Annotated in this window: 7 protein-coding genes; 4 read left to right on the plus strand and 3 right to left on the minus strand. The window is 47.7% G+C overall.

From position 1 onward, the window contains the following. Nucleotides 1–125: 125 nt before the first annotated feature. On the minus strand, nucleotides 126–3,539 hold the full coding sequence (ileS, locus tag FHS56_RS11840) for an isoleucine--tRNA ligase (protein ID WP_166921120.1): 3,414 nt from the start codon (nucleotides 3,537–3,539) through the stop codon (nucleotides 126–128). 398 nt (nucleotides 3,540–3,937) lie between these two features. On the opposite strand from ileS, the gene FHS56_RS11845 reads away from it, so the two are divergent. After that, a complete protein-coding gene (locus tag FHS56_RS11845; protein WP_166921122.1) occupies nucleotides 3,938–5,092 on the plus strand; it encodes an acyl-CoA dehydrogenase in 1,155 nt (384 codons plus the stop codon). A gap of 81 nt (nucleotides 5,093–5,173) precedes the next feature. Here the strand turns inward: FHS56_RS11845 and FHS56_RS11850 are convergent, their stop codons facing one another. Next, complete coding sequence (locus FHS56_RS11850) at nucleotides 5,174–5,932, minus strand: hypothetical protein (RefSeq protein WP_166921124.1); 759 nt, start codon at nucleotides 5,930–5,932, stop codon at nucleotides 5,174–5,176. A gap of 151 nt (nucleotides 5,933–6,083) precedes the next feature. Between FHS56_RS11850 and FHS56_RS11855 the strand changes: the two genes are divergently transcribed. Beyond that, complete coding sequence (locus FHS56_RS11855; RefSeq protein WP_166921127.1) at nucleotides 6,084–7,073, plus strand: aspartate-semialdehyde dehydrogenase; 990 nt, start codon at nucleotides 6,084–6,086, stop codon at nucleotides 7,071–7,073. A gap of 394 nt (nucleotides 7,074–7,467) precedes the next feature. Here the strand turns inward: FHS56_RS11855 and FHS56_RS11860 are convergent, their stop codons facing one another. Next, nucleotides 7,468–8,574 (minus strand): Glu/Leu/Phe/Val family dehydrogenase, encoded by a 1,107-nt coding sequence (locus FHS56_RS11860; RefSeq protein WP_166921129.1) that lies wholly within the window; start codon nucleotides 8,572–8,574, stop codon nucleotides 7,468–7,470. Nucleotides 8,575–8,739: 165 nt separating this feature from the next. Here FHS56_RS11860 and FHS56_RS11865 point away from each other — a divergent pair, with 165 nt between their 5' ends. Both FHS56_RS11865 and FHS56_RS11870 read left to right on the plus strand, forming a co-directional pair. Continuing rightward, complete coding sequence (locus FHS56_RS11865) at nucleotides 8,740–10,509, plus strand: ABC transporter ATP-binding protein (RefSeq protein WP_166921131.1); 1,770 nt, start codon at nucleotides 8,740–8,742, stop codon at nucleotides 10,507–10,509. Nucleotides 10,510–10,633: 124 nt separating this feature from the next. Further along, nucleotides 10,634–12,685, plus strand: a complete 2,052-nt coding sequence (locus FHS56_RS11870) for a tetratricopeptide repeat-containing sensor histidine kinase (RefSeq protein ID WP_166921134.1) — start codon at nucleotides 10,634–10,636, stop codon at nucleotides 12,683–12,685. The last annotated feature ends 97 nt before the right edge of the window (nucleotides 12,686–12,782 follow it).

Genomic DNA, 12,782 nt, shown 5'->3' on the forward strand with positions numbered 1-12,782 from the left:
TTTCCGGTTCATAGCTATGCAAAAAGCGGGCAAACTTTTGTCGGTTCATTCGGTAGGGCAAAAAAAAAAAAAACATAAGGGCATGGCTTGCGCCACGCCCTTTTACATGATTATGACGACAAAGGTCAGGCTTTCATGGCTTCGGCAAGCGAAACAGACACCTGCAGCTCGCGCCCATCTAAATCAAATACATGAGCATCGGGCAAGTCATCTACAAGTTCAAGCTGCAGGGCTTGCGTTTCCTGCATGATGTAAGGCTTGTGCACCTCTATGGCACGATTGAACAGCTCATCGAGTTTTTGCACACGAATGGCTATTTTATCCTGCACCTCAAACTGCAGGTCTTTTCGCAGGTTCTGAATGCGGTTCACCACATCGCGGGCAATGCCCTCCATGAGCAAATCATCGTCGAGACGGGTATCCAAAGCTACTGTTAAACCACGTTCGGAAGCTACCGACCATCCTTCAAGGTCTTTCGACTCAATGATGACGTCCTCTTGGGTGAGGGTGATGGACTGCCCTTCTACTTCTATGGTATAGCTGCCTGCCTGCTCCAGTGCTTTGATTTCAGAGGCTCCAAACTGTTGAATGGCTGATGCAATGGGCTTCATCAGCTGCTTGTATGTTTGTCCCAACCGGCGGAAGTTAGGCTTGACTGTTTTCACCAAAATGCCGGAAGAGTCATCTACAAATTCTATGTCTTTGACGTTCACCTCTGCCTTGATGATATCGGCAACTTCCTCTATTTGCCGGCGCATGCTGTCGTTCAGAACTGGGATAAGAATACGGTGCAATGGCTGACGCACTTTGATTTTTTCACGCTTGCGCAGTGCATGCGTAAGGGAAGAAATTCGCTGTGCCAAATCCATCTTTTCTTCCAAATCGGGGTCTATGAGAGCAGTAAGCGACTGCGGGAAGTCTGCCAGATGCACCGACTCAAAAGGCTCCTTATTGGTGGTATCGTTCAGGTCTTTGTAAAGGCGCTCGGCATAGAAGGGTGCAAAAGGCGAAATCAGCTTGGCAATAGTTACTAGACACTCATAGAGGGTTTGGTAAGCCGCCACTTTGTCTTGGTTGTATTCGCCTTTCCAGAAGCGTTTGCGGTTCAAGCGCACATACCAGTTGCTCAGGTCTTCTATCACGAAGTGCTGGATGGCACGGGTAGCCTTGGTGGGCTCGTAGTCCTCCATTGCTTGCTCTACGGTAGCAATCAAAGTATTGAGGCGAGAGATAATCCAGCGGTCGCTTTCGGGGCGTTGCGCCACAGGAATACTTTCTTCCTTGTAGGTAAAGCCATCGAGGTTGGCATACAGGGCAAAGAAACTATAGGTATTGTAGAGGGTGCCGAAGAACTTACGCTTCACTTCATCGACACCGGCAAGGTCGAAGCGTAGATTTTCCCAAGGTGCCGCGTTGCTCACCATGTACCAGCGGGTGGCATCGGCACCGTAGGTAGCCAGTGTCTCGAAGGGGTCTATCACGTTGCCCTTCGATTTCGACATTTTATCGCCGTTTTTGTCAAGTACCAAGCCAGTAGAAACCACATTTTTGAAAGCCACGCTATCGAAGAGCATCACTGCCAGGGCATGCAGGGTAAAGAACCAACCGCGGGTTTGGTCCACCCCCTCGCTGATGAAGTCGGCAGGGAAGGATTTTTTGAATGCCTCTTGGTTTTCAAAAGGATAATGCCACTGAGCATAAGGCATAGCGCCCGAATCGAACCACACGTCGACGAGGTCTGGCTCACGGTGCATGGGTTTGCCACTGTCCGACACCAAAATGATTTCATCTACATAAGGACGGTGCAGGTCGGGCAAATCGGTAGATTGCTGCAAGCCCAAACGCTCGTTGGCTTTTTGTATTTCGGCGCGTAGCTCTTCCAACGAACCGATGCACTTTTCTTCACTGCCATCTTCGGTACGCCATACGGGCAAGGGCGTGCCCCAATAGCGCGAACGCGACAAGTTCCAATCAACGAGGTTCTCCAGCCAGTTGCCGAAGCGCCCTTCGCCAGTAGAAGCAGGCTTCCAATTGATGGTTTTGTTTAGTTCTACCATGCGGTCTTTAAGGGCAGTGGTGCGTATAAACCACGAGTCCAAGGGGTAATACAAAACAGGCTTGCCCGTACGCCAACAGTGCGGATAGCTGTGTACGTATTTTTCTACTTTAAATGCTTTATTTTCCTCCTTCAGAATAATAGATAGAATCACATCGGTGCTTTTATAGCCGGGCTGCGATTCATCTTCATCCAAATAGTTTTTCACATAGAAATCATCGGGGGTAAATTCTTTGTGTGCCTTGATGCCCAAAGTCTTCATTTTTTGCAAAATGGCTTCGCCTATGGGGCGAATAAACTTACCTTCTTTGTCCACAGTAGGCGTGAGGTTGCCATCTTCGCCTTCCACAAGCATAGCAGGCACAGCGTTTTGTTTGGCTACGCGGGCGTCGTCTGCACCAAAAGTAGGCGAAACGTGCACAATGCCGGTACCTTCTTCGGTACTCACGAAATCGCCAATGATGACTCGGAAAGCTTGCTCGTTCCATTCTTCTTTTTGCAAGAAAGGCAAGAGCTGCTCATAACGGATGCCTTCGAATTCTTTGCCTTTCCATTGCCCGGCTATTTCATAAGGGATGAGCTTGTCGCCCGGCTTGTAGTCGCTCAAAGCCAAGCCTTCGGCTTTCTTGGAGAAGTAGGCAGGCAAACGGTCTTTAGCCAATATTACCGACACTGGGCGGTGAGTATAAGGGTTGAACGTGCGCACTTTCACGTAGTCGATGTTTTCGCCCACTGCCAGTGCCATATTAGAAGGCAAGGTCCAGGGGGTAGTGGTCCATGCCAAAAAGAATACTTCTTCATCTTGCTTATCGAAAAGAAAAGCTGACAGCTCGCTGCGCTTCACCTTGAACTGAGCGACCACAGAAGTATCGCTCACTTCTTTATAGGTACCGGGATAATTCAGCTCGTGCGAACTAAGCCCTGTTCCGGCAGCCGGCGAATAAGGTTGAATGGTATATCCCTTGTATAGCAGCCCTTTCTTATAGAGCTCTTTAAGCAAAAACCAAAGGGTTTCTATGTATTGGTTGTCGTAAGTAACGTAGGGATTGTTCAAATCGACCCAATAGCCCATTTCTTCGGTGAGGCGATTCCACAAGTCAGTATATTGCATCACCGTTTCGCGACAATGACGGTTGTATTCGGCTATGGATATCTTTTTGCCAATATCTTCTTTTTTGATGCCCAGCTCTTTTTCAACTTGCAACTCCACAGGCAAGCCGTGAGTATCCCAGCCCGCTTTGCGTTTTACCTGATAACCTTTCAGGGTTTTGTAACGACAAAAGATGTCTTTGATGGTGCGCGCCATCACGTGATGAATGCCCGGCTTGCCGTTGGCTGAAGGAGGACCTTCATAGAAGACAAACGAAGGCTTGCCTTCTCTTTGGTTTACCGATTTTTCGAAAGTAGCATGCGATTTCCAAAAAGAAAGTATTTCGCGGTTGATATGGGCTAAATCAAGCCCTTTATACTCTGGGTATGGCATAACTGTAATGCTTTTTTATGTGAACAGATGAAGACAATGAATCGATGGAAAAGGAAGGCGTTGGTTCTGTATAAATCGCCTTGGGTCGTGAGCAGCTTGCCAAAAAACATTACTCTTCCCCCCCAGGGGGGATAATAGCCAAAAGAATGGGCAGTGTGTGTGTGCTCACAAACATCTTAATCATGCATAAAATCAAAGGCTTTGCAAAAAAACTAAATTTCGGGCAGTTGCGCAAATGAAAAGACAAGCACCTTTCCAGAAAGCGCCTTACAAAGGCAGGCATGTCATGCCCTCTATCTTTTGATTGAATGCTGAAAGAAAAACAAACTTTTTCAATCTTTGTTTAGTTTTAAAAAAACTAAAAATATTTCTATTTTTACACCAAAAGCACAAAAACCATGACCGTTATAACCACCGAAAAAGAGGGGCTGCTTAAAGAAATAGCCGAGAGCGTACGCGACTTTGCCGAGCATCGTATCCGTCCTTATATCATGGAATGGGACGAGAGCCAAACCTTCCCCGTAGAGCTTTTCCGCGAACTGGGCGAGCTGGGCTTAATGGGCATCATAGTACCTGAAACATACGGCGGCGCTGGCTTGGGCTATGATGCCTATGTAACTGCTATCATAGAGCTTGCCAAAGTGGACCCTTCCATCGCCTTATCGGTAGCAGCGCACAACTCGCTCTGCACCAACCACATATTGCAGTTTGGCACCGAAGAGCAAAAACGCAAATACCTGCCCAAGCTGGCTTCGGGCGAATGGATAGGTGCTTGGGGCTTGACCGAGCCCAACACCGGCTCCGATGCTGGCAACATGCGCACTACCGCCGTTGCCGATGGCGATTTTTATGTTATCAACGGAAGCAAAAACTTCATCACCCACGGCATCAGCGGACAAGTAGCCGTAGTGATGACCCGCACTGGTGCCCCCAATACTTCGGGCAATGCTACCGCTTTTATTGTAGAGCGGGGTACACCCGGTTTTATGGCAGGCAAAAAAGAAAACAAACTGGGCATGCGGGCTTCTGAGACTGCCGAGCTTATCTTTGATAATTGCCGGGTGCCCAAAGAGAACATACTCGGACAGGTAGGCGACGGTTTCCGTCAGGCACTGGCTATTCTCGATGGGGGACGCATATCCATTGCTGCCCTGTCGGTAGGCATTGCCGAAGGGGCTTACGAAGCCGCTTTGAAGTATGCCAAAGAGCGCGAACAATTCGGGCAACCCATCGCCAAGTTTCAAGCCATTGCGTTTAAGCTGGCAGATATGGCAACCGAAATAGAAGCAGCCAAATTGCTGACTTATCAGGCTGCCTCACTCAAAGACCGCAAGTTGCCTGTTACCAAACAGTCTGCCATGGCGAAGTACTATGCTTCGGAAGTAGCTGTACGGGTAGCCAACGAAGCTGTACAAATTTTCGGTGGCTACGGCTATGTGAAAGACTTTCCGGTAGAGAAATTTTACAGGGATGCCAAACTGTGCACCATAGGCGAAGGCACTTCCGAAATACAAAAGTTGGTCATCTCACGCCAAATCATCGGACGGCTCTAACTACTATTCATAGTGTAATGCATAGCTCACTAACAGTCCGGAATATTTCCGGGCTGTTTTTATGATATGCTCGGCTTGCCTTTAGCGGGCATACACCGGCTCGCTCACCGGCGGCAAAGGCAAGAGCTTCAAAGCCGTTTCTTTTTTTAGCGGCACACACAAGCCAAAACGAAAAGTAAGCATGTTATCGTTGCCGGGACGTGTGCCCAGCGTGCCGATGTTGTCGAGGTAATCGGTAGTGGGGTTCCACCAGCTCAATTCAGTGTGCAGCCCCCAGCCGTTGAAAAACACGTAGCGCATGCCGACACCAAAGGGAAACACAAGGGTCACCATACCGTATTCTTCCCCAGGGGCGCGCGTATCGATTTGTTCTGCCAAGCTATTTCCTTCCAAGTCGCGCGGGTCATAGCGCAACAGCCCCGCCCCCAACTGCAAATAAGCTTGAAAGTATCTTCTGCGGATGAAATTAAAATACAGACGGTATTGAAAACTCTGAAAGACGGTATTGAAAGCCTTCACCGTACGCACCGAAGGTTCGGGGGCTTGATAGGCATAGTTCTCACTGCGTAGTGACCCTACAAACAAATTTAAGGAGCTGTTCCACCTCATTTTTTTGGTGAAATGCAAAGCCATCGCCATGTGCGGAGACCAAAAGTCATAACGGCTGCTGAGGTCGCCCATGTAGGCATTGCCACCAATGCCCATTTCAAGCAGGCGAGTATAGCGCTCGCTTTGTTCAATCAGATATTGAGCCTGAACCGGTGCTAAACCAGTAATTCCCCACAGACAGAAAAAAATGCCCCACCAACAGCTTTTCCATAAATCAACCGTTTGCTTCATGCTTACCCGTACTTGGTTGCTTGAAAGATAATGAACTTTTGTCAATGAAGCCATGTACCCCTCATGTCTCTTTCTTCTTTGCACTTTACTTACAATCTATATCTTTGAGGCACGTTTAGTAAGTATTCAACCATTCAAAATGAAAAGTTTTATGAAAGTAGCAGTGGTAGGTGCCACCGGCTTAGTAGGCGGCACCATACTTCGAGTGCTCGAAGAGCGCCATTTTCCTGTATCCACTTTACTGCCAGTAGCTTCGCCAGCTTCAGTAGGCAAAAAAATAAGCTTCAACGGGCAGGAATACACCGTCATGAGCGTAGAAGACGCCATAACCCAAAAGCCAGACATCGCCATTTTTTCGGCAGGCAGCAGCACCTCACTGGAATATGCGCCCCGCTTTGCAGAAGTAGGCACTTTCGTTATCGACAACTCTTCTGCCTGGCGCATGCATCCGGACAAAAAGCTGATTGTACCGGAAATCAACGGTCATCTGCTCACCCAAGAGGACAAAATCATAGCCAATCCCAATTGCTCTACTATTCAGATGTTGATGGCACTGCATCCGCTGCACCGCCGCTATCGCCTCAAACGCATTGTGGTGGCTACCTACCAAGCAGTAACCGGCACCGGTAAAAAAGCGGTGGACCAATTGATGGAAGAGCGTGCTGGCAAGGAAGCAAGTCATAAGGCGTATCCCTACCCCATCGACCTGAATGCGCTGCCTCATATAGATGTGTTCATGGAAAACGGTTACACTAAAGAGGAAATGAAGATGGTGAACGAGACCCGTAAAATCTTACAAGACGAAAGCATAGGTGTAACCGCCACGGCAGTACGTATCCCAGTTATCGGCGGGCACTCCGAAGCAGTGAATGCCGAATTTCACGAAGATTTTGAGATGGAAGCAGTGCGGCAACTGCTGCAAGAAGCTCCGGGCGTTGTCTTGCTCGATAACCCCGCCCAACTCGAATATCCCATGCCGCTTTACGCTCAAAACCGCGATGAGGTATTTGTAGGACGCTTGCGCCGCGACGAAAGTCAGCCGCGAACACTCAACCTGTGGGTAGTCGCCGATAATCTTCGCAAAGGGGCAGCAACCAATGCCGTGCAAATTGCTGAACTACTAGCGAGTAAATTCTTTTAAAAGCCTTTGCTATACTTTTGCGCAGCAAGTCCTCTTGAAAAGAGACGGCTTGTTGCGCTTTATTTTACTTTGCCTCACTTTTTTTGCCTTCTCGGGTGCCTATCCTTTCGACCTTCTCAGCCCTTTGTCATGCCGCCTGTCTTCGCTTTGTCGTTTCAAGCGTTTGCGAGAAATCGCTTTTGCTTTCTGTTGCTTGACCGGGGTTAAAATTTTTCACTCGCTTCATTCTTTCGAGACAACAAGCTACGCCTAAGTCCTATTCGAAGCCTTGGCTTGTGTTGTATTTGTGAGCAAGCGGGCTTTGATTCTAAAAAAAGAGCGGCACCTTGTTGGGTACCGCTCCGAACCCCTATGAACAAACAGGCATGTGCACCCGACACATACCCGGCTGCTCCTATATACGGCTTTTGAGCTTGGCAGCATTATGAATACGCTCCATAGCGGTGCGCAAAGCTGCTTCGTGCGTAGTTATATTTTCTTTTTCGGCTTTTTCGAAGAGAGCAAGCGTAAAATCATAAATACGCTCGGTTTGCTCGTAGGCACGCTGACGGTTGTAAACAGGCAGCGCTATTTCGGTATATACGTTGATGATGCCACCGGCATTGATAAGAAAGTCGGGCGCATATAAGATGCCCTTTTCTTGACACATCTTGGCATGACGCACTTCATCTTCCAGTTGGTTGTTGGCAGCACCGGCAATGATAGCACATTTCAAGCGCTCCAAAGTATTGTCGTTGACGGTGGCGCCCAAAGCACAAGGGGCGTAGATGTCCATGTCAAGGTCGTAAATGCTGTCAGGGTTTTCAATTACTTGTGCCCCTTTTTCTTGGGCTGCTTTGAGACGGTCTTCGTAGATGTCGCTGACAAACACCACAGCGCCTTCTTTTACCAGGTGCTCAATCAGGTGGATACCCACATGCCCGGCTCCTTGCACTGCCACGCGCTTGCCCTGCAAGCTATCGTTTCCATACACTTTTTTGGCAGAAGCCTTCATGCCCATGTACACGCCATAGGCAGTAACCGGTGAGGGGTCACCACTGCCACCCAAGCTTTCCGGCTTGCCGGCTACATAAGAGGTCTCCATTGCCACATATTCCATATCTTGGGTAGAAATGCCTACATCTTCGGCGGTGATGTACTTGCCCCCCAGATTGTTGACAAATTTGCCAAATGAACGGAAGAGCATTTCCGATTTGTGCTTACGAGGGTCGCCGATAATCACGGCTTTGCCACCGCCTAAGTTCAAGCCGGAGATGGCGTTTTTAAGGGTCATTCCACGCGACAAACGCAGCACATCACGCAAAGCATCAGCTTCGTTTTCGTACATCCACATGCGGGTACCGCCAGTAGCTGGTCCCAATACGGTATTGTGAATGGCTATGATGGCTTTGAGTCCGGTGGCTTTGTCGTAACAAAACATCACCTGCTCGTGCTGCAAGTGCTCCAGCTCGCTAAATACCGAGCTTTGCAGTTGGGTGGGGTTAAGGGTATTCACATCCATCGGCTTGGTGTATAAAATTTGACTACTTTTGTGTATCTACACAGAAATTGACTGCAACAATAGGAAACTTTTTGAGTTGTAACAACATGTCTGTTATATAAAAGCAAGCGCAAGTTAAGCAACTTATTTAAAAAGGACAATTTTTAATTACCATAATACAAAAAAATGAAAGCACTCAAGGCACTGAATCCGTATTTATGGCGCTACAAGTGGCATTTGCTGGGTGGGGTTTTATTTACCTTCATTTCGAACTATTTCCTTATACAACCGGCGCCCATCGTGCGCAATGCTTTCAACAGCATAGAACAGTACATTGCTGCCTATCAGGCAGGTGTTTTGGACAGCAGCACTTTTGAGCGTCAAATCATCACTTACGGGGTGTTGCTCTTGCTCATGGCTGCGGGGCGGGGGGTGTTTTTGTTCTTTATGCGGCAGACCATCATTGTCATGTCCCGCTTGATTGAATATGACCTAAAAAATGATATTTTTTGGCACTACCAAACCTTACCTTTGGCATTTTACCGGCAAAACAACACGGGCGATTTGATGGCGCGCATCTCTGAGGATGTGTCTAATGTGCGTATGTATTTGGGTCCGGGCATCATGTATGGCTTGAACTTGGTGTCGCTATTTCTCATGCTCATTCCCTACATGCTTTCGGTCGATGTGAAGTTGACACTCTATACCTTGCTGCCCCTGCCGGTGCTTTCTACTATCATTTACTTTGTGAACAACATCATCAACAAGCGCTCGACAGAGATACAACGTAAGCTTTCAGACCTGTCCACATACGTGCAGGAAGCCTTTTCGGGCATACGTGTGCTGAAAGCCTTTGCTCGAGAGCAAGACAGCGGAGCGCGTTTTGCCCAAGAAAGCGAAGCCTATCGACAGCAAGCGCTACGGCTTGCTCGGGTGGAAGCGCTGTTTTACCCGGCTATACTGGCACTCATAGGGCTCAGCAATATCATTGTGGTATATGTGGGGGGAATAGAAGTAGCTGCTGGCAACATTACCAAAGGCAATATTGCAGAGTTTATTTTGTATTTGAATATGCTGATTTGGCCTGTTACTTCCTTAGGCTGGATTACAAGCATCATTCAGCAAGCAGCTGCCTCTCAAGAACGTATCAATGAGTTTTTAAATACACATACCACGCTGGTTTCGCGCCGCCACCTGCGCCCAGAAGTAAAAGGCGACTTGCGATTTGAGCATGTGAGTTTGGTTTACCCAGAGTCGGGCATTAAAGCCCTGGATGATATTTCCTTTCACGTGCCTGCCGGCGGCAAGCTGGCTATTTTGGGCACTACAGGTTCGGGCAAAAGCAGTATAGCCAACTTAATTTGCCGTCTTTACGACCCCACCGAAGGGCGCATCTTGCTCGACGGTGTGGACCTGCGCGATTATGACCTCACTTATCTGCGCAGTCAGATAGGTTATGTACCGCAAGACGTCTTTCTCTTCTCCGACACCATCGCCAACAATATAAGCTTTGGCATGGAAGAAGTCTCCTCTGAGACCATAGAAGAAGCTGCACGCCATGCCGATGTTTATGATAACATTGTTGATTTTCCCCATGGATTTGATACCCTACTGGGTGAGCGTGGCATCACACTTTCAGGCGGGCAAAAACAGCGGGTATCCATTGCGCGGGCGCTTATACGGAAGCCCAAGTTGCTGCTCTTGGACGACTGCCTGTCGGCAGTGGATACCAACACAGAGCATCGCATCTTAGAAAACCTACGCGAGATGATGGAAGGACGCACCAGCATTATCATTTCGCACCGGGTGTCTTCTGCCAAGTTAGCAGACCAAATCATCGTGTTGGATGAAGGGCGTATTGTGGAACGAGGTACACACGAAAGTCTGATGAGTGCCGGCGGGCTCTACAAGCAGCTTTACGAAAAACAACTGCAGAGCGAAGAATCTTTAGAATAGGTTTTCATAAACAAAGACATTCTTTTACAATACATTACACAAGCCGCATTGCTCAACAAAATTTATTTGCATAATTTATCAAATACTTGTTTTATGCAGACTTGAATGAGTCTTCTTTAAATATATGCTTCGCCATCTTTGTTTGCTTTTGACACTTGTGCTCGGCTTGTGGACAGGAAAACTGCCAGCATGGGGGCAGCAGTCAGTCGTAGATAGCCTTTTACGTGAAATACCTAAGCTGCCATCAGAAAAAGAAAAAACAAAAGCTTTCTTGCGCTTAGTAGAAGTTGTGCCCAAAGACAGCCTTAAGCTTTATTATGCCGACCGTGCTTTTTTGAGTGCCCAGAATGCTCATAACGACAGCCTGGTAGCTCGCACTTGTCTTCTTTTGGGTTACCTGTTGCAAAAAACCCCTTTTAAACAAGAGGCAGAGAATTATTACCTGTTGGCTATCCATCAAGCTCAGAAAATGGGTTGGCGCGATTTTTTGTATTCAGCACACGCAGAGCTTGCTGCTTTCTACAACCGCATTGGTGTTTATGATAAAGCCCTCAAGCACCACTACGAGAGCTTAAAACTAGCGGAACTGTCCGGAGATGCGGTAAAAGTAGCTAACGTACGCAACGACATTGCCAGGGTGTACTCCAACCTGGGCAAGCACGAAGAAGCCATTAAGCTTTATGAACAGGCGCTTGCCACCTACGAGCAACAAAAAGACACCTCCAGCATGGCTACCACACTCAACAACCTAGGTATAGAGTACATGAAGCTCAAACAATATCAAAAAGCCATAGAAATACTGCGTCAGTCTGCCCACTACTATGAAAAAAGTGGACGCCGGCGTATGCTTTCCTATCCCTATAATAACCTCGGCGACGTCTACCTTGCCCTGCATGAATACGATAAGAGCTTTGCCTACTACCAAAAAGCCTTGGAAATAGACCAGCAAAACCAAGATGCCTTTGGGGTTGCCATTGGCTACCTGAGTCTGGCAAAGGTGTATCACGCCCAACAAGACTACCACAATGCGCTGCTTTTTCTGAGCAAAGCCATTGCCTATTTCGAACAACACCAAGCAGCCGACTATTTGTTCGAAGCCTATCCTTTGGCAATAGATTGTTACCGCAAGCTGGGAAAATATGAGCAAGCCGTAGAGTACTACGACCTCTACACCTGCTTGAAAGAAGAGGTGTTGTCGAAGGAAAAACTAAAATACACCGAAGCCGCACGCTTCGAATATGAGTCAGCCCTGAAAGCTCAGAAAATAAAAATACTCGAACAAGAAAAATCCATTGCCCAACTGAAAGAGCGTCAACAGCTTTACCTCAACTACATTCTCGGAGTGGTTTTGCTTTTTGCCGTAGGGCTTAGTGCTCTGTACTATCGCCGCTATGTACACAACAAGCAGCTGCGTCAAGATTTGGAAAAACAAAAAGCCATTATTGAAGAGCAAAACTACCATTTGTCGCAGCTGAATCAAACCAAAGACATGCTTTTTTCCATCATCTCGCACGACATACGCAGTCCTCTCAATTCGTTGGTAGGCTTCTTGGATGTCATCAGTACCCAAGCTGCTTCTTTCAGCAAAGAAGAGATGGTTATGCTGTTGCACCGGCTTAGCGCTTCGGTGTACGGGTTGCGCGAGCTCATCGACAATCTCTTGATGTGGGCACGCAGCCAGTCCGATAGCATACGTTTCTCGCCAATCACCTTTGACCTGAACCAAACAATACACAGGGTGATAGCCCTCTTTCAGCAAAATGCCGCACAAAAGGATATCCATGTTCATACTGAACTCAGCGGTTCTTTAGAGCTGACAGCCGACCCCCAAATGGTAGCTTTTATAGTTCGTAATTTGGTATCCAATGCGCTAAAGTTTACGTCTTCTGGCGGCGATATTTACCTGAAAGCATACACCCAAGACCACAAATGCTATATACATGTAAAAGACACCGGTATAGGTATACCAGCAGAAGACATAACCAAGCTTTTCAAGCAGAATGAAATCTATTCGCGCAAAGGCACCAATAACGAGCGGGGCAGCGGCTTGGGCTTAAAACTTGCTTACCAGTTCATCAAACAGCACGGCGGCACCATAGAAGTCCACAGCCGAGAAGGCGAAGGCACGGAGTTTATCGTAACTTTACCCCTCAATCCATCGAATACGGTATCATGAATAGGAATTAGTAACCAAATATAGATAAATTTCCATTCCTTTTTGCGATAAATAAGGCAATGGTTATTCTCAACATCTCTTCACTTTTTGAATAACA

The organism is Thermonema lapsum (genome assembly GCF_011761635.1).
GTDB lineage: Bacteria > Bacteroidota > Bacteroidia > Cytophagales > Thermonemataceae > Thermonema > Thermonema lapsum.

What these genes read in the sequence shown, in the direction of transcription:
- ileS (WP_166921120.1), bottom strand. Translation starts at nt 3,539, where the DNA reads ATGCCATACCCAGAGTATAAAGGGCTTGATTTAGCCCATATCAACCGC.
- FHS56_RS11845 (WP_166921122.1), top strand. Translation starts at nt 3,938, where the DNA reads ATGACCGTTATAACCACCGAAAAAGAGGGGCTGCTTAAAGAAATAGCC.
- FHS56_RS11850 (WP_166921124.1), bottom strand. Translation starts at nt 5,932, where the DNA reads ATGAAGCAAACGGTTGATTTATGGAAAAGCTGTTGGTGGGGCATTTTT.
- FHS56_RS11855 (WP_166921127.1), top strand. Translation starts at nt 6,084, where the DNA reads ATGAAAGTAGCAGTGGTAGGTGCCACCGGCTTAGTAGGCGGCACCATA.
- FHS56_RS11860 (WP_166921129.1), bottom strand. Translation starts at nt 8,574, where the DNA reads ATGGATGTGAATACCCTTAACCCCACCCAACTGCAAAGCTCGGTATTT.
- FHS56_RS11865 (WP_166921131.1), top strand. Translation starts at nt 8,740, where the DNA reads ATGAAAGCACTCAAGGCACTGAATCCGTATTTATGGCGCTACAAGTGG.
- FHS56_RS11870 (WP_166921134.1), top strand. Translation starts at nt 10,634, where the DNA reads ATGCTTCGCCATCTTTGTTTGCTTTTGACACTTGTGCTCGGCTTGTGG.